At 36.7% G+C, this 20,300-nt stretch carries 20 protein-coding genes and 1 tRNA gene; 14 read left to right on the plus strand and 7 right to left on the minus strand.

Annotated elements, in window-relative coordinates; genetic code table 11:
* Positions 1–30: 30 nt before the first annotated feature.
* On the minus strand, positions 31–861 hold the full coding sequence (locus tag G521_RS0108225) for an energy transducer TonB (RefSeq protein WP_026898112.1): 831 nt from the start codon (positions 859–861) through the stop codon (positions 31–33).
* 205 nt (positions 862–1,066) lie between these two features.
* Here G521_RS0108225 and G521_RS0108230 point away from each other — a divergent pair, with 205 nt between their 5' ends.
* Positions 1,067–1,726 carry a tRNA1(Val) (adenine(37)-N6)-methyltransferase gene (locus tag G521_RS0108230; RefSeq protein WP_155975729.1) on the plus strand — a complete coding sequence of 220 codons (660 nt, stop codon included), beginning with the start codon at positions 1,067–1,069 and terminating at the stop codon, positions 1,724–1,726.
* A 63-nt stretch (positions 1,727–1,789) separates the two neighbouring features.
* Here the strand turns inward: G521_RS0108230 and G521_RS0108235 are convergent, their stop codons facing one another.
* Positions 1,790–2,479, minus strand: coding sequence for a twin-arginine translocation signal domain-containing protein (locus G521_RS0108235; RefSeq protein WP_026898114.1), 690 nt, complete (start codon positions 2,477–2,479; stop codon positions 1,790–1,792).
* A gap of 246 nt (positions 2,480–2,725) precedes the next feature.
* On the opposite strand from G521_RS0108235, the gene G521_RS0108240 reads away from it, so the two are divergent.
* Entirely contained in the window at positions 2,726–3,220 is a 495-nt protein-coding gene (locus G521_RS0108240; RefSeq protein ID WP_026898115.1) for a metallophosphoesterase family protein, read from the plus strand.
* Between the two features lie 19 nt (positions 3,221–3,239).
* Entirely contained in the window at positions 3,240–4,310 is a 1,071-nt protein-coding gene (gene fbp / locus G521_RS0108245) for a class 1 fructose-bisphosphatase (protein WP_026898116.1), read from the plus strand.
* A gap of 18 nt (positions 4,311–4,328) precedes the next feature.
* On the opposite strand, the gene rnhA is transcribed toward fbp, so the two are convergent.
* Positions 4,329–4,799 (minus strand): ribonuclease HI, encoded by a 471-nt coding sequence (rnhA, locus tag G521_RS0108250; protein WP_026898117.1) that lies wholly within the window; start codon positions 4,797–4,799, stop codon positions 4,329–4,331.
* A gap of 234 nt (positions 4,800–5,033) precedes the next feature.
* Here rnhA and G521_RS0108255 point away from each other — a divergent pair.
* From G521_RS0108255 to G521_RS0108280, 6 genes are all read left to right on the plus strand, one after another.
* A tRNA-His gene (locus G521_RS0108255) sits at positions 5,034–5,107 on the plus strand.
* Positions 5,108–5,583: 476 nt separating this feature from the next.
* On the plus strand, positions 5,584–6,162 hold the full coding sequence (locus G521_RS0108260; RefSeq protein WP_026898118.1) for a UbiX family flavin prenyltransferase: 579 nt from the start codon (positions 5,584–5,586) through the stop codon (positions 6,160–6,162).
* A gap of 66 nt (positions 6,163–6,228) precedes the next feature.
* Positions 6,229–7,548, plus strand: a complete 1,320-nt coding sequence (gene mtaB / locus G521_RS0108265; protein ID WP_026898119.1) for a tRNA (N(6)-L-threonylcarbamoyladenosine(37)-C(2))-methylthiotransferase MtaB — start codon at positions 6,229–6,231, stop codon at positions 7,546–7,548.
* Between the two features lie 64 nt (positions 7,549–7,612).
* Complete coding sequence (locus G521_RS0108270; protein WP_026898120.1) at positions 7,613–8,788, plus strand: prolipoprotein diacylglyceryl transferase; 1,176 nt, start codon at positions 7,613–7,615, stop codon at positions 8,786–8,788.
* A complete protein-coding gene (locus tag G521_RS0108275; protein ID WP_026898121.1) occupies positions 8,785–9,576 on the plus strand; it encodes an inositol monophosphatase family protein in 792 nt (263 codons plus the stop codon). Before G521_RS0108270 ends, G521_RS0108275 begins: the two co-directional genes overlap by 4 nt.
* A gap of 111 nt (positions 9,577–9,687) precedes the next feature.
* Complete coding sequence (locus G521_RS0108280; protein ID WP_026898122.1) at positions 9,688–10,155, plus strand: heme-binding domain-containing protein; 468 nt, start codon at positions 9,688–9,690, stop codon at positions 10,153–10,155.
* Positions 10,156–10,207: 52 nt separating this feature from the next.
* Here the strand turns inward: G521_RS0108280 and G521_RS0108285 are convergent, their stop codons facing one another.
* Both G521_RS0108285 and purB read right to left on the minus strand, forming a co-directional pair.
* Positions 10,208–10,771, minus strand: coding sequence for a NifU family protein (locus G521_RS0108285; protein WP_036678756.1), 564 nt, complete (start codon positions 10,769–10,771; stop codon positions 10,208–10,210).
* Between the two features lie 82 nt (positions 10,772–10,853).
* A complete protein-coding gene (gene purB, locus G521_RS0108290; RefSeq protein WP_026898124.1) occupies positions 10,854–12,197 on the minus strand; it encodes an adenylosuccinate lyase in 1,344 nt (447 codons plus the stop codon).
* 152 nt (positions 12,198–12,349) lie between these two features.
* On the opposite strand from purB, the gene G521_RS0108295 reads away from it, so the two are divergent.
* The 4 genes from G521_RS0108295 to G521_RS0108310 all read left to right on the plus strand — a co-directional run bounded on the left by G521_RS0108295 (position 12,350) and on the right by G521_RS0108310 (position 18,948).
* Positions 12,350–12,964, plus strand: coding sequence for a TetR/AcrR family transcriptional regulator (locus tag G521_RS0108295; RefSeq protein ID WP_026898125.1), 615 nt, complete (start codon positions 12,350–12,352; stop codon positions 12,962–12,964).
* Between the two features lie 10 nt (positions 12,965–12,974).
* Positions 12,975–14,384, plus strand: coding sequence for a TolC family protein (locus tag G521_RS0108300; protein WP_026898126.1), 1,410 nt, complete (start codon positions 12,975–12,977; stop codon positions 14,382–14,384).
* A gap of 17 nt (positions 14,385–14,401) precedes the next feature.
* Positions 14,402–15,493 (plus strand): efflux RND transporter periplasmic adaptor subunit, encoded by a 1,092-nt coding sequence (locus G521_RS0108305; RefSeq protein ID WP_026898127.1) that lies wholly within the window; start codon positions 14,402–14,404, stop codon positions 15,491–15,493.
* Between the two features lie 77 nt (positions 15,494–15,570).
* On the plus strand, positions 15,571–18,948 hold the full coding sequence (locus G521_RS0108310) for an efflux RND transporter permease subunit (protein ID WP_026898128.1): 3,378 nt from the start codon (positions 15,571–15,573) through the stop codon (positions 18,946–18,948).
* 103 nt (positions 18,949–19,051) lie between these two features.
* On the opposite strand, the gene G521_RS0108320 is transcribed toward G521_RS0108310, so the two are convergent.
* Together G521_RS0108320 and G521_RS0108325 are read right to left on the minus strand one after the other, a co-directional pair.
* A complete protein-coding gene (locus G521_RS0108320; RefSeq protein WP_026898129.1) occupies positions 19,052–19,249 on the minus strand; it encodes a hypothetical protein in 198 nt (65 codons plus the stop codon).
* A 125-nt stretch (positions 19,250–19,374) separates the two neighbouring features.
* Positions 19,375–19,584 (minus strand): hypothetical protein, encoded by a 210-nt coding sequence (locus G521_RS0108325; protein WP_026898130.1) that lies wholly within the window; start codon positions 19,582–19,584, stop codon positions 19,375–19,377.
* Between the two features lie 140 nt (positions 19,585–19,724).
* Here G521_RS0108325 and G521_RS0108330 point away from each other — a divergent pair, with 140 nt between their 5' ends.
* Complete coding sequence (locus G521_RS0108330) at positions 19,725–20,300, plus strand: RNA polymerase sigma factor (protein ID WP_026898131.1); 576 nt, start codon at positions 19,725–19,727, stop codon at positions 20,298–20,300.

The raw sequence follows: 20,300 nt of genomic DNA on the forward strand, positions 1-20,300 counted from the left end.
GGAAAATCGGCTTTGCTTTTTGTATAAATCTTAGTTGGGCAACTGAAAATTAATCGGGATGGTATAAGCCACTCTCACATTTTGCTTGTTTTGAATTCCTGCTTTCCATTTAGGAGATTTTGCCAGAACCCGTATAGCTTCTTCATCACAGCCGGAACCAATTCCCTTTAAGATTTTTATATTGCTCAAATCGCCGTTCTTCTCAATAATAAAACTAACAATCACCCGGCCTTGAACATTATTTTCAATGGCCATTGACGGAAATTTCAGATTTCGGCTCAAATATTTAGAAAAAGCAGCCAGGCCGCCCGGAAATTCCGGATAACTTTCAATACTTGTGTAATTGTAAATTGTCAGATCTTCCGGGCCATCTGTAAGGGCGCTAGTATTTCCGCTGCCCGCGGAAGTATTCAAAGGCTCATTTAAACCTTCAATGCCATCAGAAGTTGTTTGACCAATAATACCCGAAGCCAAATCGATTTGAGATGGAGGTTCGGTAGTCATCTGGCTTTCCGAAACCACCTTCATTGGTGGGTTTTGTACTGTTTTAATTTTAACAACCTCATTCGGAGACTTTGGTGCCGAGGGTGGACGGGATTGATTTATTTGAGATGAAAATATTACTTCTGTAGGTTCCGGTGTTGTTTCCGTATTTTCAATAATCTTGCTTTTGGATAACTGATTATAGAGCATTGGAGAGATAATAATCGTTGTAAATAAAATGCTGGCGAATACTAAAGCTTTAACAGTTGTTTCAGCATTATGCTGCCTTAGTTGATACGCACCATACGTTTTATTACGATTCTGGAATACAAGTTCAAGCCACTTGGCCTTGTACAAATTTTCAGTAAAATTTATCATCAGCTTATAATTAAGGTTATTTTAATGCTGTGATGATAAAATCAGTATGATTCCATAAACTGTATAACACTGGGGACTGAAGCTTAAAAGGATTGTCTGTACATTTACAGAGTTTAATAAGAATCTATTTGTACTCCTGTTGAGATCTCCCCAAAATAATATATTTCATTTCAAGCAGTTCGCAGTTGATCAGACGGATTGTGCCATGAAAGTAAATACCGACGCGGTTTTACTGGGCGCATTAGCTAAAGCTGAAAAGGGTGATTCAATTTTAGATATTGGTACCGGTACAGGAGTCATCGCTCTGATGCTTGCACAACGTTTCGCCCAATCCTGTGTTGATGCCGTTGAAATTGATCCCGCTGCGGCGGAAACTGCAAGCAAAAATTTTGAAAACTCATGTTTCAAAAACCGTGTAAATGCGTATGGTCAATCTTTTCAGGATTTTTTTGTGAATAATCCTTCAAAAAAATACGATCTGATCGTGTCAAATCCGCCTTTTTTTCTTAATTCTTTGAAATCTGAAGATGAAAAAAAACAGGTTGCCAGACATACGGATGATTTCTTTTTTAAAGATTTGCTTGAACAAGCTTCAGACAGACTCTCAAACCATGGAAAATTGACTTTTATTTTGCCACCTGTTGCTTTTTCAATTGTTTGTCAAATTGCTGCGGGTTTGAACATGTTATTACTTGAAAAGATTACGGTGCATTCTTTTGAAGAATCTGCAGCTCATCGTTTTATAGCCACTTTCGGTTTTAAAGAAGCAAGGTATACTGAAAATAAAATGGTTATTTACGATGATCCCCAGAAACACTCAAGCCAATATTCGGACCTGCTAAAAGATTTTTTGATAATTTTTTAGCTTTATTAAAATACAAATCTTCAACCCGGAATCTATTATTTTAATTGCATTCCTTCTACTGGATTAACCTGCAAAGCAATAGGAGCATCCGTGTTCCTGTGCACGATTCAGTGCCCACACTCCCGAAGGAACGATTTCTATTCCCGGTAAAATTCCTGCAATCCATTCTTTTTTTATCTCGGCCGGATCTTTTTTAAGTTCTGATGCTACTGCCGCAGAATATACAGTTAAAGCCATATCGCAAACGCAAAACATAACTCCGCTTTCCTGCAATTCGTTTATTCCAATGGCTACATTTCCAACTCCGGGTATTTTGTAATCTCCGCTTTTAGGTTTCCAGAACGGATTGCGCAGCGAAGCTTTTTTGGTAGCAGGATCATCTGCTTTAAAAAGCTCACCAAATTTATACGTCGTCCATAATTTATCTTCCATTGCATACGGAATAGCCGCATGGCGCAATACAACTACAACACTATTTTCTTTTTCGGGAGTGCCGGTTTTTTCATTGGTCATTAAAAACACCCTTGGCCATGCAAAAGGTAAAATCTCATGCGGCATTGTAGCATCAAAAACCATCCGGTGTTTCCCGTTTATTTTATCAAACCAGGCATCCTCCGAACTTTTTTCCGGCGAATTTTTGGCTGCCAGATCCAGTGGAGCTAAAACGGAAGTTAAGCCAATAGTGGCTGCGCCTGTCGCAACATTTCCTAGAAACTCGCGACGACTATTTTTGTGTTGATTTAAATAAGACATGATATGTGAATCAATGTGTTAATAAAGCAAGAGAGGAAAAAGGCTATCTCTGAAGAGTGAAGGGCATGACTAAAAGAATATCTAATTTACAAAAAAATTAGTATGTATGTTTTAACTAATTGCTTTAGTATTTTCAATAATATCAATAATTTTTATCTAAAAAACGAATTAGAAGAATGAATAATAAATTATGATTATAGATTCACAATAGGCATCTTTCATCTACCGAAAAATAGATGATTTAACATGCAGCGAATAGGCTTAATTTCTGATACCCATGGTTTTCTGGATGATGCAGTTTTCAGGCATTTTGATCAGTGCGATGAAATTTGGCATGCCGGAGATTTTGGGAATTTGGAACTGGCTGATAAGCTTGCAGCATTTAAACCTTTAAGGGGAGTTTACGGCAACATTGATGCAAGCGATATTCGTTCAGTTTACCCGGAAAATTTAAAATTTATGTGTGAAGGAGTTAAGGTTTTAATGATCCATATCGGAGGCTATCCGGGCAGATATACTGCAAGGGCTAAAGAAGAAATTGATCAATTTAAACCTTTGTTATTCATATCCGGACATTCACATATATTAAAGGTGATGTATGATAAAAAAAATACGTGTTTACACTTAAATCCTGGGGCAGCAGGCAAGCATGGTTGGCATAAAGTGCGCACATTGCTTAGATTTTGCATTTCTGAAGAAAAAATTCATACCTTAGAAGCCATAGAATTAGGTATAAGATAACGTAAAAAGTACACTAAGTATGCAAGTTGTAAAAACACTCGGTCAGTTCATCATCGAAAAGCAAAATGATTTTCCCTATGCTAAAGGAGAACTATCACGTCTGCTAAGAGATATTGGTATTGCTTCTAAAATTGTTAACCGGGAGGTTAATAAAGCAGGTTTGATGGATATTTTGGGTGATGCGGGTACAATGAATATTCAGGGTGAATCTCAGAAGAAATTAGACGTTTATGCAAATGAGCAATTTATATCGGCATTAAAAAGCGGTGGCGAATGCTGTATAGTTGCTTCCGAAGAGAACGATGAATTTGTTTACATTGACGGGGAAGTATCTAAAAATGCAAAATACATAGTGGCCATTGATCCGCTTGACGGCTCTTCAAATATTGATGTGAATGTTGCTGTTGGCACTATTTTTTCAATTTATCGACGGAAAACTACTGAAGGCAAAGCCACTTTGGAAGATGTACTTCAAAATGGAACCGAGCAGGTGGCCGCAGGATATGTTATTTACGGTTCATCAACCATGCTGGTTTATACCACAGGTAAGGGGGTAAACGGTTTTACTTTGGATCCCTCAATTGGTGAATTCTGTTTATCTCATCCGGAAATGAAAATCCCAAAAGAAGGAACAATCTATTCCCTGAATGAAGGTAATTATGTTCATTTCCCGGATGGTGTTAAAAAATATCTTAAGTATTGCCAGGTTGAAGATGCTGTAACCAGCAGGCCTTACACCTCAAGGTATATTGGCTCCATGGTAGCAGATATTCACAGGAATATGATCAAAGGAGGTATTTTTATATATCCTACCACATCCAGTGCTCCAAATGGCAAATTAAGACTGGTTTACGAATGCAACCCGATGGCCTTTATAATTGAACAGGCAGGGGGGAGAGCTACAGATGGTTATAACCGGATTCTCGAAAAAGAAGTCGTTTCACTTCATCAACGATCAGCCATATTTATAGGATCTGAAAATATGGTTAGAAGGGCAGAAGATATGATGAGAGAATTTTCTCCTCTTGATGATCAGATGGAAGCTGATTCTAAATTAGAAAGTTTAGGAATTATTGGCGGATTGGATTAATTAAAAGTATTTTCTCTTTTAAAAAATATCCATTTTCTGATTTTCAGTTTCAAAAAACGTATCAATCAGTAAGCTTTTTGATTTTGAGGCCAGAACTGCGAGTTCATCACAACGTTCATTCTCCGGGTGGCCAGCATGGCCTTTAACCCAGGTAAATTTTATTTGATGTAATTTGTAAACGGATAAAAACCGTAACCACAGATCCTTATTTTTTTTGCCCGCGAAATTTTTTTTGACCCATCCGAAAACCCATTTTTTTTCTACAGAATCAATAATATATTTAGAATCAGAATAAATCATCACTTGCTGTCCGGGAGTTTTAATTTGTTCCAGTCCTACAATTACAGCCATTAATTCCATGCGGTTGTTAGTAGTTTTCCTATATCCTGCAGAAATTTCCTTGTAATGTTTTCCGGATCTTAGAATAACCCCGTAACCGCCTGGTCCAGGATTTCCGCTTGATGCCCCGTCTGTATAAATCTCAATCATCCTATTACCTCAGCCCGATTTTTTGCATAGCAATATTACTGATTTTGTTTTTAATCAGCTTTTAAACTTTGGTAATTGAATTCTTCTTAATAACTTTTCAATTAGATTTTATTTAAGTAATTGAAAGACAGTATGTAATTTTAAAATGCAGAGGATTTCAAAATAAATCTGCAAGAAAGCTGAAAAAATTTGCAGAATATGCCAAATTAGTTACTTTTGCAGACACAATAAACGGTAGATGTAGCTCAGCTGGTTAGAGCATCGGTTTGTGGTACCGAGGGTCGTGGGTTCGAGCCCCATCATTTACCCAAACCCTTTTCAGTTTCCTGAAAAGGGTTTTTTATTTTATTGATTATCTAAATTCTTCCATTAACTTTTTTAATAAACGCATAATAAATCAGTCAATTATTAAGTTAATTAATAATTTAATTTTTAATTGCGATTTTGCGGTTTGAATCCCTAAAAATTGCGTTTTAATTCTTTGCATTTAAGAAGCAATTTTAAAATTTCTTATGTTTTTTACCTTTAAATCACATTAATCAATTTTTTGAAAAAGATTATCATAGAAATTAGTGATTTGAATATGAGTGAATTACCCAAAGTTAATTAACAGAATGAATTAAATTTTAACTTAAATTAAACAATATTAAAATATCGTTGTTTACATGTTCAATTTATATATATTTGCAATGCCCTCCCAAAGGGCATGTTTTTCATAGGTAGATGTAGGGTCGAATACTTGTTATTCGGCCCTTTTTTGTATTTTGAGAATTCAGAATTGAATATGAATAAGAAAAGGAAAATTGCAGTTTCAGTAACAGGAGCCAGCGGATCTGTTTATGCGAAGGTATTATTTGATAAATTATCTGAGTTAAACGATCAAATTGAAGAAATTGCTGTGGTTATGTCAGACAATGCACGTGACGTTTGGAAATTTGAACTGGGAAACGAAGATTATAAAAATCTGAATTTTACTTTTTATGATAAAAATGATTTCATGTCGCCAATCGCTTCCGGGTCTGCCCGATATGATACATTAATTGTATGTCCATGTTCTATGGGAACGATGGGAAGAATTGCTGCAGGCATATCAAACGATCTGACCACGAGGGCTGCAGATGTAATCCTGAAAGAGCGGCGCAAACTGATTCTGGTTATCCGCGATACTCCTTTTAATTTAATTCATATTAATAATATGAAAACTATTACCGAGGCAGGAGGAATTATTTGTCCGGCAAGTCCATCCTTTTACAGTAATCCTAAAACCATAGAAGAGGTTGCAGCAACGGTTGTAAACCGCGTAATTGATTTATGTGGCTTGGAAAACAATTCCTACCGTTGGGGCGGGGATTCCAAGATGTAACATATAATTCTCATATAAATATTCCATCCATAGAAACAATCTACATTTATTATCTTTGCGGATTGTATGAAGAAAAAGGTTGCATTTTACACGCTGGGTTGTAAGCTCAATTATTCAGAGACATCGACCATAAGCCGTCAGTTTTCTAAGGCTGGTTTTGATACGGTTAATTTTACCGATCAGGCAGATGTTTATGTGATCAACACCTGTTCGGTGACTGAAAATGCGGATAAAAAATGCCGTAAAGTTGTTAAAGAAGCTTTAAAATATTCACCAAATGCCTATATCACCATTGTTGGATGTTATGCTCAGCTAAAACCCACAGAAATTTCTGAGATACCGGGTGTGGATATGGTTTTAGGAGCAGCTGAAAAATTTCTGATCATTGATTATATAAATGATCTTACAAAACAGCCTAAAACTCTTGTATATAATCAGGATATAGCGCAAACCAATCAATTTATCCCGGCTTATTCCTTTGGAGACCGCACCCGCACTTTTCTAAAAGTTCAGGACGGCTGCGATTATTCCTGTACTTTTTGCACCATTCCTTTGGCCCGTGGTTCAAGCAGGAGTGATTCTATTGAAAGTGTTATTTCCCAGGCAAACGAAATTGCTGCTTCCGGAGTTAACGAAATTGTATTAACCGGAGTTAATCTGGGGGATTTCGGAATTCGAAATGGCGAACGGGAAAACAGGTTTTTTGACCTGGTTAAAGCTTTAGATGAAGTTAAGGGAATCAACCGGATTCGTATTTCATCCATTGAACCTAATCTTTTGACTAATGAAATCATTGATTATGTATCTATTTCAAAACGATTTGTTCCGCACTTTCATATTCCATTACAATCGGGCTCAAATAAAATTTTGGGATTGATGCGTCGCAGATATCGCCGCGAATTATATACAGAGCGTGTTGCTAAAATCAAGGAACTTATGCCAAACTGTTGCATTGGAGTAGATGTAATTGTTGGTTTCCCCGGCGAAACCCGGGAGGATTTTCTGGAAACCTATGATTTTTTAAATCAGTTAGACATTTCTTATTTGCACGTTTTTACCTATTCAGAACGAGAAAATACGCCAGCTGCCCAAATGCCTGACCCTGTTCCTGGTTCAGAGCGTGCAGACAGAAGTAAGATGCTTCATATTTTATCTGAGAAGAAACGAAGAGCATTTTATGAATCACAATTAGGCCAGCATGCTGAGATTTTGTTTGAGGCTGATCAGAAAGATGGATTTATGCATGGATTCAGCAGGAATTATGTAAAAATAAAAGCACCTTATGATCCGCTATTGGTAAACGGAATTAAGAATGTTCAACTGATGAATATCGCTCCCGACGGCGATGTAGAAATTCTGGAAACAGCAGAAATTTTATCGCATTAAAAAAGATTGGCCTGAATTAAATTTTAAATCTTTCCAAATTCCCGCAACATTGTATATTTAGGGCATGTTTCCAACCATAACCTATCTTATTGAATATCTTTTTGGTATTCATATTCCTCTCCCTATTCAAACTTTTGGATTTTTTGTCGCACTGGCTTTTATGGCTGGTTACTGGGCTTTAACTCAGGAATTTAAGCGGAAAGAAAAACAAGGCCTCGTTCTTCCTTTCACCCGAAGCGTAAAAGTTGGAGAGGGAGCTTCCATAAGTGAGATGGCTTTAAATGGAGTTTTTGGGTTTTTAGTGGGATATAAGTTGCTGGATGGTTTATTAAATTATGCAGAATTTGTAGCAAATCCGCAAAGTTTCATCCTATCAGGAAGAGGAAATTTTATTGGTGGAATTATATTGGCTGCCATTTTTGTTTACTGGGCATATTCTGAAAAGAAAAAAGAACAGCTTCCTCAACCTAAAATTATTAAAGAAACCGTTCACCCATATCAAACCATGGGTACACTGATTATGTGGGCTGCCATATGGGGTTTTTTGGGCGCTAAAATATTTCATAATCTGGAGTATTGGGATGATTTTATAAAAGATCCGGTGGATGGTTTATTATCCTTTAGCGGTCTTACTTTTTACGGCGGTTTGATTTGCGGAGGTGCAGCAGTTTTATATCATTCTGCCAAATATGGCGTAAAGTGGGTTCACATGCTTGACATTGGAGCTCCTGGAATGATGCTGGCTTACGCAGTTGGTCGTATTGGATGCCACATGTCCGGCGATGGGGATTGGGGTATTGAAAACACTTCTGCAAAGCCTGACTGGTTAGGCTGGGCTCCGGATTGGGTATGGGCTTTTAAATATCCGCATAATGTGGTTAACGATGGAGTTCCAATTCCGGGTTGTGTTGGTAATTATTGTAATGAACTTCCTGTAGCGGTTTTTCCAACGCCTTTTTATGAAGTTGTAGCTTGTTTAGTTCTATTCGGAATTTTATGGTCATTAAGAGATCGTATTAAAATTCCGGGTTTAATGTGGTCTATTTACATGATATTTAATGGTCTGGAAAGATTTTTTATCGAATTAATTCGTGTTAACTCTAAGTATCATGCCTTCGGTTTAAGCTTTACGCAGGCCGAACTTATTTCTTTTATACTGGTTGTTGGAGGCGTTATCGGCGTAATATGGTCAATTTCATATGCCCGAAAACACCCGGAAACTTTGCCTGAAAATTCATGAACTTAGGTGCGTTAACTGATCAGGTTATTTCCCTTACAAAAGTTGTGGGAAGCTTTATCATGCAGGGATCGTTAGTTTTTGACAGAGAAAATATAGAATATAAAGGCTTAAATGATCTGGTATCGTATGTTGACAAAACCGCCGAACATAAATTAGTTGAGGGTTTAAGTGTAATTCTGCCGGAAGCTGGCTTTACCACAGAAGAGAAAACCAGCAGCAAAGTAGGAGATGTGTACGACTGGATCATTGATCCGCTTGACGGAACAACTAATTTTATTCATGGGATTCCTGCTTTTTCTATCAGTATTGCTTTACAGAAAAACGGAGAATTAATTATGGGTGTGGTTTTTGAAATGAACCGCGATGAATGTTTTTCAGCCTATAAAAATGGGGGAGCATGGTTAAACGGCAAACCAATCTCTGTTTCTAAAGCCCTGAAATTAGAAAATACCCTATTAGCGACTGGTTTTCCATACTACGATTTTGAAAAGCAGGAGCCTTATTTAAATGTTTTTAGGGACTTAATGCAAAAATGCCATGGTTTACGCAGAATTGGTTCAGCAGCTGTTGACCTTGCATATGTAGCCAGCGGCAGATTTGACGGATATTTTGAGTATAATTTAAATTCCTGGGATGTTGCTGCCGGGATTGTTCTTGTTAGAGAAGCAGGCGGTGAAGTAAGTGATTTTAGCGGAAAAAATAATAGTATAGAAAAAAGAGAAATCATTGCTACTAACGGTAAAATCACAGCAGAAATGCTTCAGATTATAAATCGCTATTTTATTTAATTTTAAATTCGAAAAAACTATTTAATTTTAAATATTACCTGATCTGCAAAACCATTACATTGTATTAAATATTTAATCCTTTTTTATCAACTAACATTTATAATACTTTATATGTCAAGAACTCAGAAAATTTTAATTGGGGTATTAGCCATAATTATTTTAATTCAGTTTATCAGACCCGCTAAAAATATTTCTGTTGCTGCAACGCCTAATGATATATTTGAACATTATCAGGCTCCGGATACTTTAAAGCAATTAATTAAAACTGCTTGCTATGACTGTCATTCTAATAATACGGTGTACCCATGGTATTCAAATATTCAACCTGTTGCCTGGTGGTTAAATGATCATGTTGAAGAAGGGAAGAGTAAATTAAATTTTTCTGAATTTGCAACCTACACCGCTAAGAAAGGAGATCACAAACTGGAAGAAGTAATGGAAGAAGTTAAAGAAGGTAATATGCCTTTGAAATCTTATACTTTGATTCACACCAAAACTAAGTTAAATACATCTCAGCGGGAAGCGATAGTTCAATGGGCTATGCAAACACGGAAACAAATTCAGCCAAATATTCAATAAAAAAAAATCCCCGCTTATTTCTATGAGCGGGGATTTTTTGATATTGTATTTCTTACAAAGCTTCAGAAACTACTTCTGTTACTTCAGGAACCATTCTTTTTAATAAATTTTCAATACCAGCCTTTAAAGTAATTGTAGACGAAGGACAACCGCTGCAAGAACCGCGAAGTTCAACAGTAACTATTCCTTCATTAAAAGATTTATAGCTGATAGCTCCTCCATCCTGTTCAACAGCTGGTCTTACGTAATCATTTAAAATTTGCTGAATTTTAATCTCAGTATCAGTACCCTCAAAATTTCCCTGCTCTGCCTCAACTTCCTGAATTTTTAATTCAGATTCTACGGCACCTTTCACGAATTCTTTCAGAATAGGTTCAATATCAGCCCAGTCGGAACCTTCAGTTTTAGTAATGGTTACAAAGTTATTAGCGAAGAAAACTCCGTTAACAAAATTAAATTTGTACAACTCCTTAGCAAACTGAGATTTTTCTGCACTTTCTTTAGTTGCAAAATCAACACTGTTATTGGTCAGTAATTTATTTACCAGGAACTTCATAGTTGCCGGGTTTGGCGTTCCTTCGGTATATACGTTTATGTTAGATGTAGTCGTGCTCATGATTTATAGAATAATGCAACAAAATTAACAATAAAAACTTCCACTCATTTACACATATAAGTTATGACATGTATGTGACTGCTTAAATTCCGGTGTAGTTAGATGGAGTTATACTTTTTATCTCCTGTTTTACATCTTCGCTAATATTTAAGCCATCGATAAATTGGGCAATAGTTAGCGCATTTACCTGCTGATTGGTTCTGGTTAGTTCTTTTAAAGCTTCGTATGGATTTGGATAAGCTTCGCGGCGAAGAATGGTTTGGATGGCTTCAGCTGCAACTGCCCAGTTAGATTCCAGATCTTTCTGAATTGCCGTTTCGTTCAGAAGTAATTTATTTAAACCTTTAATTGTTGATCTGAATGCAATCAGGGTATGTGCCATTGGAACACCTATATTTCTTAATACTGTTGAATCGGTGAGGTCTCGCTGAAGTCTTGATATAGGCAGTTTTGCCGCAAAATGCTCAAATAACGCATTCGCGATTCCCAGATTACCTTCAGAATTTTCAAAATCAATTGGGTTAACTTTATGCGGCATGGCCGATGATCCCACTTCTCCTTCTTTAATACGCTGCTTAAAATAATTCATGGATATGTACGTCCACATATCTCTGTTCAAATCAATTAAGATATTATTAATTCTTTTCAGGGCATCGCACTGAGCGGCAAAATTATCATAATGCTCAATTTGAGTAGTGAATTGAGATCTGTTAAGCTCTAATTTATTATCTACAAAATTATTAGAAAATGCTCTCCAGTCTATTTCTGGATATGCTACGTGGTGCGCATTGAAATTTCCGGTGGCTCCTCCAAACTTTGCAGAGAATGGAATTTTTTCCAATTGATTTTTCTGTGATATAATCCGCTCAACAAAAACATTTAATTCTTTCCCCAGTCTGGTTGGAGATGCGGGCTGACCGTGTGTGTGTGCAAGCATTGAAACCTGGGCCCAGTCAGAAACCAGTTTGTTAATTAAGCTAAGCAATTCCTCTAAAACCGGCATATAGGATTCATTTATAGCCAGCTTAAATGAATGAGGAATTGCCGTATTATTTATATCCTGTGATGTAAGTCCAAAATGGATAAATTCTTTAAAATCCATTAAAGCCAGTTCGTCAAATTTATTTTTAATGAAATACTCTACAGCTTTAACATCATGATTTGTTGTTTGCTCTATCAGTTTTACGGCTTCGGCATCCTGCTCATCAAAATCAATATAAATATTACGCAGTGAACTGAAATGAGCAGAATCAAAATTCTTTAATTGCGGAAGAGGGATTTCGCATAAAGCGATAAAATATTCAATCTCGACATACACTCTAAATTTTATCAGTGCTGATTCAGAAAAATAATTTGCTAACTGATCAGTTGTTTTCCGGTACCGGCCGTCAATGGGAGATATTGCTGTAAGTGGTGTTAAAGTCATGATGTAAATATTTTTGCGAAGTTACATTTTTTGATATACATCAGAATTCCTCTTTTCTCAATTTTAGACTAAAAGATGACAAAAAATTCGATGGAAACTTTCGGATTGAAAAAAGTTTCCATAGTTTTACTGCGTTTTAAAGAAGAGATAATTTGGAGGCAAAGGAACACATCATTGCGGAAGCAGACCAGCTATTCTGTCAGTTTGGTATTAAGAGCGTAACAATGGATGATATAGCCCGGCATCTGGGAATGTCAAAAAAAACCATTTATCAAAGTTTTAAGGATAAAAATGCTCTTGTTGTAGAAATGATGCGTCTTAAGATGGAAGGTCAGGTGTGTATAATGGATAAAACTTTCAGCAGTTCTGAAAATGCAGTGCATGAAGTTTTTTCTGCTGTAACACAAATGCAGGAAATGTTATCTAACATGAACCCGATGCTATTTTATGATTTGCAAAAATATCATCCTCAGGCCTGGCAGTATTTTAAAATGTTCAGAGAAAAAAAGCTTTTTGAGGTAATTTATCAGAATTTAAAACGCGGAATTTCTGAAGGTAACTATCGAAATAACATAAATTCAGACATATTAACCTGGATGAGAATCGGACAAATTGATACGGTTTTCAGCCAAACTACTTATCCTTTGAATAAATACAGTATATCTCAGGTTATGGCAGAAATCACCGATCATTTTCTTTACGGCCTATGCACTTTAAAAGGACATAAGCTGATTAATAAATATAAGCACATTACAGAAGAAGAATAAATTACCCATTATGAAATATAAATTTTACGCATTGTTATTATGCTTTAGCTTGGGGCTCACAGCAAAAGCACAAAAGCAGGATTCAATAGCTTTTCACTTAAGTTTAAGTGAAGCCGTAGAGTATGCCCAGCAGCATCAGAATTCGATATTAAACGCCCGTATTGATGAGCAAATAGCGGCAAATACAGTTAAAAAAACAATTGGAATTGGACTTCCTCAGATCAATGGAAATCTTAATTTTCAGGATTTTATTAAGATTCCAACTACGTTTTTACCTGATTTTATTTCACCAAGTGTTTATGATATCCTGAATGAAGAAGGAGTGAAGAATGCCAATGGAAACACCATCCAAAGACCTGATGATTTGGGAGGTCTGTTTCCCGCAAAATTTGGTTCTAAATTTCAATCATCAGCAGGTTTGGAAGTAAGCCAGTTATTATTTGATGGAAGTTATATTGTAGGATTGCAGGCTTCAAAAACATTCAAAGAACTTTCAAGCCGCAACTTAACCCGAACAAAAATTGAAACCGCTGTTGCAGTTACCAAAGCATATTACTCCGTGTTAATTAGTAATGAGCAGCTTGTATTGCTTGATGCCAATATGATTCGTTTAAAGAAGTCATTAAATGATACCGAGATCTTATACAAAAACGGTTTTGTTGAGAAAATTGATGCCGATCGCTTGCGTGTGTTAAACAATAATCTGGAAACCGAACGTGAAAATGTTTTGAAACTGCTTGATCTCAATGTTGATCTTCTAAAGTTTCAAATGGGAATGCCCATTCAAACTAAATTAATGCTAAAAGATTCGATTAAGTCTTTGCAGATGGATCCTAATCCAATAGCATCGGATACAACTGCATACCAGGGAAGGATAGAATATTCATTACTTCAAACTCAGAAAAAATTAAATGAGCTGGATTTAAAACGATACAAAAGTCAGTTTTTACCATCACTGGCAGCTTTTGGAAGTACTTCAACCAATTACCAATCAAATACTTTTAATAGTCTGTATAATCAAAGCTTTCCAACTACCGTAGTTGGTCTGAGGATGTCGGTTCCTTTATTTTCAGGCGGACAAAAACTTTATCAGGTTAGAAACGCCAAGCTGGAAGTTCTAAAGTCCGAAAATAATTTACAAAATTTAAAGAACGGAATAAACCTGGAAATAGCTCAGGCACAAACCATTTATGTCAATGGAATGCGGTCTCTTGATAACCAGAAGAGAAACATGGAACTGGCCACTGAAGTGCTGCGTGTATCCAGAATTAAATATGAGCAGGGTGTAGGTTCCAGTCTGGAAGTTACCACAGCCGAAACATCATTAAAAGAATCTCAAAATAATTATATCAATGCTTTATATGATCTGCTGATCAGTAAGGTCAATATGGACAAAGCATTAGGTAAAATAAACTATTAAAATCACACACATTAGATATGAAAAGAATATTATTTTTCTCTGCCGTTGTATTTCTTGCTGCCTGCGATGGAAAAACAACCGATAAAAGGTCTGAACTAGAAAAGCTTAAAAAGGAGCGTGTTGAACTAAATGGCCGTATTGCCGCTCTTGAAAAAGAAGTAGGAACAGTGAATGCCGCCGCAAATTCAAAGAACGTTAGCGTTTATGAAGTTACCGAAACTGCTTTCAAAAATTTTCTGGAAGTTCAGGGAAGGATAGATGCAGAAGAGAATGTTCAGGTTAACCCTGAGGCGCAGGGAGTGGTGACAGCCATATTCAGTACTGTAGGTCAGAACGTGAGTAAAGGCCAGGTTTTAGCTCAGTTGGATGATAAAGTGTTGCGTCAGAATATCGCAGAATTGCAAACTCAGTTAGAGCTAGCCACCAGTTTATATAATCGACAGAAAAATCTATGGGATCAGAAAATTGGTACAGAAGTACAATTTATCAATGCCCGCACACAAAAAGTTGCTGCAGAACGCCGCATCGCCACATTGCGTTCTCAAATGTCGATGTATAAAATTAAATCTCCAATCTCCGGAACTATTGATGCGATGGATTTGAAAGTAGGTCAGGCTGTAATGCCGGGCATGTCAGGTATCCGGGTAATTAATGCCAGCAAGTTAAAAGCAAAGGCTTTAATCGCCGAATCATATGCCGGCCGCGTAAATCAGGGCGACCAGGTGATGATTATCATGCCCGACGTCCCGGATACGATCAGCAGCAAAATTACCTTCGCATCTAAAACCATTGAGCCATCTTCAAGAAGTTTTAATGTAGAAGTGAAACTACCCTCAAACCGCAATTATCGTCCGAATATGCTTGCCGTGCTTAAAATTGTAGATTATCAGAATGATAAGGCTTTAATTATTCCGGTTATTGCCATTCAGAAAGCGGAAACCGGAGAATATGTATTCATCGTCGAAAATGGTAAAGCCAAAAGGGTCACTATCCAATCCGGAAAAGTATCTGACGGAAAAGCGGAAGTTTTATCGGGCTTAAAACCCGGAGACCAGGTGATTACCACCGGAACCCAGGATTTGAATGACGGAGATATTGTTAAGTTTTAAATATGGATCTGCGATGTTAGAATGTAATTTCATTAATTGATACATTTCTGACTTTTCAAATCTCAATACTATTTTAAATGAAAGATTTAAATAAAGAATTTAAGCCCTCCAGCTGGGCCATTGATAATAAAACGGTGATTTATGTTTTGACTGCAATCATCGCCATTATGGGATATTTCTCCTATCAAAACCTGCCCAAAGAAAATTTTCCGGAAGTAATTATTCCTAAAATATTCGTGCAGACGATATATCCTGGAACATCGCCTGCAAATATGGAAAATCTGGTTACCAAGCAGATAGAACGGCAGCTCAAATCTACTTCGGGATTAAAGAAAATAACTTCTAACTCTTATCAGGATTTTTCAATAATCACGGCAGAATTTAATACTAATGTGGATATTAAAGATGCCAAGCAACGGGTTAAGGATGCGGTAGATAAAGCAAGGCAGGATCTTCCAAATGATTTGCCGAATGATCCGACTGTTCAGGATATTAATCTGGCCGATCTTCCTATTATGTATGTTAACTTATCGGGCGATTATGATCTTAAAAAATTGAAAGATTATGCGGATGATCTGAAAGATAAGATTGAAGGGTTAAAGGAAATCTCCGGAGTTGATATTGTTGGCGCTTTAGATCAGGAAGTACAGATCAATGTTGATCTCAATAAAATGACCGCAAGTCAGATTTCCTTCCGGGATATCGAAAATGCAGTAGGATTCGAAAATCTGACCATCTCCGGCGGAACCATAAAAATGGATGGCGTAAGAAGAACGCTTAACGTTAAAAAAGAATTTAAAAATGCTTCTGAGATAGCTAATCTTATAATTAAAACTCCTACAGGTTCTTCTGTTTACCTGCGGGATATTGCGGAAGTAAATGATTCATTTAAAGAGCAGGAGAGTTATGCAACCCTTTTCGGAAGAAATGTAATTACGCTTAATGTAAAGAAAAGGAGCGGAGAAAATCTGATTGAGGCATCAGATAAGATCAATGAGATGATCAATGAAATGAAGGGCACTTCGCTTCCGAAAAACTTAAATATTACCATCACAGGTGATCAGTCTAATCAAACACGGGTAACACTTCATGACCTGATCAATACCATCATCATCGGGTTTATTCTGGTAACATTAATCCTGATGTTTTTTATGGGAGTTACAAATGCGTTGTTTGTGGCTTTGTCTGTTCCTCTATCCATGTTTATCGCTTTTATGGCGATGCCTGCATTAGGAGGTTTGCTTGGATTTAGTTTTACCATGAACATGATTGTATTATTCTCATTCCTCTTAGGTTTGGGAATTGTGGTGGATGACGCTATTGTAGTTATTGAAAACACGCACCGGATTTTTGATAATGGTAAAGTACCGATTGTAAAAGCTGCTAAATATGCTGCCGGTGAGGTTTTTATGCCTGTACTCTCCGGAACATTAACAACTCTGGCACCTTTTGTTCCATTATTATTCTGGCCGGGAGTTATTGGAGAATTTATGTTCTTCCTGCCCATCACACTGATTATAACCTTGCTGGCATCCTTAATTGTAGCCTATATTATCAATCCTGTTTTCGCGGTAGATTTTATGACAGTTGAAGATCACAATCCGCCAAAGCCCACATTTGACAGAAGAGTGAAGCGTACACTAATGGTTATGGGAGTACTTGCTATTATTGGATACTTCATAAATTTTGGATTGGGAAATTTAGTGGTGTTCATGGCTATACTTTTTCTCATTAATCATTTTTTCCTCATGGGAGCTGTTCGAAAATTCCAGGAAAAAACATGGCCGGCATTTCAGGCTCGTTATGTAAAAGTACTTACATGGGCTTTAGACAGGCCTCGTGTAATGCTTTACAGCACGGTCGGTTTATTCTTTTTAACGCTGGGACTGGTGTATGTGGTTCCTCCAAAAATTGTATTTTTCCCCAGCGGTGATCCTAATTTTGTGTATGTATATATCAGTCTGCCTATCGGAACTGATCAGACATATACCAATGAAATTGTTAAAAATATTGAGAAAAAAGTAACTCAGGTTGTAGGAAAGGATAACAAGGATGTATCTTCAATTATTTCGAACGTAACTGTTGGAGTAACAGATCCGCAGGATGAGGATCAGGGAAAATATACTAACAAGGGTAAAATTACAGTGGCATTTGTTGATTATGGGAAACGAACCGGTGAAAACACTTCTCTGTATCTCGATAAAATCAGGAATGCTGTAAAAGGAATTGCCGGTGCAGAAATTACAGTAGCGCAGGAGCAGGGCGGACCGCCGACCGCTAAACCCATCAGTATTGAAATAACTGGTGATAATCTGGACTCATTGGTAAAAACCTCTGACCGGCTAAAAAGCTATCTGGTTTCCAAACAAATTGCCGGGATTGAGGAATTAAAGTCAGATTTCCTAAATAATAAACCTGAAATTATTTTTGATATAGATCGTGAACGTGCTAACCGCGAAGGAATTTCTACCGGCCAGGTTGGTATGGATTTACGTACAGCAATTTTTGGTAAAGAAGTTTCTAAATTCAGGGATCTGGATGAAGATTATGAAATTAATCTTCGTGCTCAGGAAGATCAGCGCAATAACCTTGATGCGTTAAGAAACATGCGTGTTACCTACCGGGATATGGGTATGGGCGGAATGATCAGACAGGTTCCTCTGTCATCTTTCGCCAGTATTGATTATGTGAACACTTATGGCGGAGTAAAGCGTAAACAGGGAAAGCGGATTATCATTTTATCTTCTAACGTATTGGGAGATTATAATCCCAACGAAGTGGTCGCAAGTATTCAGAATGAAATAGATCAGTTTGAGTCGCCTTCTGGTGTGGAAGTAAAAATGGCGGGTGAACAGGAAGAGCAGATGGAAACTGCCGCCTTTCTGGGATCGGCCATGTTAATTGCATTAGGCTTAATTTTAATTATTCTGGTGGCGCAGTTCAATTCTGTAAGTAAACCATTAATTATTTTAAGTGAGATTATTTTCAGTATTATAGGTGTATTGCTTGGAATAACGATATTCCGGATGGAAATGTCTATTGTAATGTCAGGAATTGGTATTGTTGCCCTTGCCGGAATTGTGGTAAGAAACGGAATCTTACTGGTAGAATTTACAGATCTGATGATAGAGCAGGGTATGCCGGTTCGGGAAGCTATAATTGAAGCCGGCCGGGCAAGAATGACTCCGGTGCTTTTAACTGCAACAGCAACTATGCTGGGATTAATTCCTTTGGCTGTAGGATTAAACATGGATTTCGTAACCCTGTTTACAGAGTTTAACCCTCATTTATATTTTGGCGGAGATAATGTTGCCTTCTGGGGACCACTTTCCTGGACGATGATTTTTGGGCTAGGATTTGCAACTTTCCTAACGTTGATATTGGTTCCGAGTATGTATTTGCTTGCTGATATGAATGCCAGAAAGATTAAAGGCTGGATTAATAAAGCCGCTTAGATATTGTATTCATAAATCAAAACTCCTGAAAAGGAGTTTTGATAATTTTAGGCATAAAAAAACCGCTCCGGAATCCGGAGCGGTTTTTTTAATATTGGTTCAATTAGTTTTTAACTGAATCAATAGCAACATCAGCTGCAGAATCAACAGTATCAGCCATGTTCTCTAAAGAATCAGAAGTAACTTCAGAAGTTGAATCAATTGAATCAGCTGCATTTTCTTCAGATTTGTTAGTGTTACAAGCTGCAACAGATAAAGAGATAGCTAAAGCTAAGAAACCGAATTTGAATAAATTTTTCATCGTTGAGTTTTAAAAGTTTATATATAACGTTAATACAGGAAATCTAAAAAGGTAACCCGGAAAAAATAATTATTTTAAAAAACCGCTTAGCATCAAGCAAAACGGTTTTTTAAAGGTTTGTTAAATTATTGCTTAATTGAATCTACTTTTGCATCAGCAGCAGAGTCAATAGTTTCAGTTAATGAATCAGTAGCAGCATCAATTGAATCTACAGTCATATCTGCAGTTGAATCAATTGAATCAGCAGCATTTTCTTCAGACTTGTTAGTGTTACAAGCTGCAACAGATAAAGAGATAGCTAATGCTAAGAAACCGAATTTGAATAAATTTTTCATTCTAATATTTGTTATGAGTTATTTTAAATTGTTTAACCTTAATACCTCCGATTAAAAAAGGTAACCCCCGCATTCACACAAATTATAAAAAAATATTTTCCCTATCATTGGGTTACAATTCAGCTTAAAAAGTATTAATAGTGAGCAAAAAGATAAAAAGTTCAGTTCCAGAAGATAAAGAATTAATTATAGGAATTCTGAATGATTCAAAAGACACGCTCAATCGTATATACAAAAATTATTTCCCCATGGTTTTGCAGTTGGTGCTAACCAATAACGGAGATGAAGATGAAGCTAAAGACATCTTTCAGGAATCTGTTATCGTACTTTATAATAAAGTAAAAGGTGGAAATTTTGAGTTGAATAGTAAACTTAAAACATTTATATATTCAATTTGCCGGAGATTGTGGCTAAAGCGTTTGAATCAAAAAAGCAAGAATTCCTCGGTTGACATAACCGATTTTGATGAGATTATTTCAGTTGAAGAAGATCTGGAACATCATCAGGAGAAAGAATTGAAATTTCAACAAATGGAGCATGCTCTGGTACAATTAGGAGAGCCTTGCAAAACCATAATTGAAGATTATTATATACAAAGTAAATCGATGCAGGAGATTTGCGAAAAATTTGGTTACACCAATGCTGATAATGCAAAAACTCAGAAATATAAATGCCTGCAACGTTTGAAAAAATTGTTTTTTCAAAAACTAGGATAG

The sequence above is a fragment of the Daejeonella oryzae DSM 19973 genome, from assembly GCF_000422945.1.
GTDB lineage: Bacteria > Bacteroidota > Bacteroidia > Sphingobacteriales > Sphingobacteriaceae > Daejeonella > Daejeonella oryzae.

What these genes read in the sequence shown, in the direction of transcription:
- G521_RS0108225 (WP_026898112.1), bottom strand. Translation starts at nt 861, where the DNA reads ATGATAAATTTTACTGAAAATTTGTACAAGGCCAAGTGGCTTGAACTT.
- G521_RS0108230 (WP_155975729.1), top strand. Translation starts at nt 1,067, where the DNA reads ATGAAAGTAAATACCGACGCGGTTTTACTGGGCGCATTAGCTAAAGCT.
- G521_RS0108235 (WP_026898114.1), bottom strand. Translation starts at nt 2,479, where the DNA reads ATGTCTTATTTAAATCAACACAAAAATAGTCGTCGCGAGTTTCTAGGA.
- G521_RS0108240 (WP_026898115.1), top strand. Translation starts at nt 2,726, where the DNA reads ATGCAGCGAATAGGCTTAATTTCTGATACCCATGGTTTTCTGGATGAT.
- fbp (WP_026898116.1), top strand. Translation starts at nt 3,240, where the DNA reads ATGCAAGTTGTAAAAACACTCGGTCAGTTCATCATCGAAAAGCAAAAT.
- rnhA (WP_026898117.1), bottom strand. Translation starts at nt 4,799, where the DNA reads ATGATTGAGATTTATACAGACGGGGCATCAAGCGGAAATCCTGGACCA.
- G521_RS0108260 (WP_026898118.1), top strand. Translation starts at nt 5,584, where the DNA reads ATGAATAAGAAAAGGAAAATTGCAGTTTCAGTAACAGGAGCCAGCGGA.
- mtaB (WP_026898119.1), top strand. Translation starts at nt 6,229, where the DNA reads ATGAAGAAAAAGGTTGCATTTTACACGCTGGGTTGTAAGCTCAATTAT.
- G521_RS0108270 (WP_026898120.1), top strand. Translation starts at nt 7,613, where the DNA reads ATGTTTCCAACCATAACCTATCTTATTGAATATCTTTTTGGTATTCAT.
- G521_RS0108275 (WP_026898121.1), top strand. Translation starts at nt 8,785, where the DNA reads ATGAACTTAGGTGCGTTAACTGATCAGGTTATTTCCCTTACAAAAGTT.
- G521_RS0108280 (WP_026898122.1), top strand. Translation starts at nt 9,688, where the DNA reads ATGTCAAGAACTCAGAAAATTTTAATTGGGGTATTAGCCATAATTATT.
- G521_RS0108285 (WP_036678756.1), bottom strand. Translation starts at nt 10,771, where the DNA reads ATGAGCACGACTACATCTAACATAAACGTATATACCGAAGGAACGCCA.
- purB (WP_026898124.1), bottom strand. Translation starts at nt 12,197, where the DNA reads ATGACTTTAACACCACTTACAGCAATATCTCCCATTGACGGCCGGTAC.
- G521_RS0108300 (WP_026898126.1), top strand. Translation starts at nt 12,975, where the DNA reads ATGAAATATAAATTTTACGCATTGTTATTATGCTTTAGCTTGGGGCTC.
- G521_RS0108305 (WP_026898127.1), top strand. Translation starts at nt 14,402, where the DNA reads ATGAAAAGAATATTATTTTTCTCTGCCGTTGTATTTCTTGCTGCCTGC.
- G521_RS0108310 (WP_026898128.1), top strand. Translation starts at nt 15,571, where the DNA reads ATGAAAGATTTAAATAAAGAATTTAAGCCCTCCAGCTGGGCCATTGAT.
- G521_RS0108320 (WP_026898129.1), bottom strand. Translation starts at nt 19,249, where the DNA reads ATGAAAAATTTATTCAAATTCGGTTTCTTAGCTTTAGCTATCTCTTTA.
- G521_RS0108325 (WP_026898130.1), bottom strand. Translation starts at nt 19,584, where the DNA reads ATGAAAAATTTATTCAAATTCGGTTTCTTAGCATTAGCTATCTCTTTA.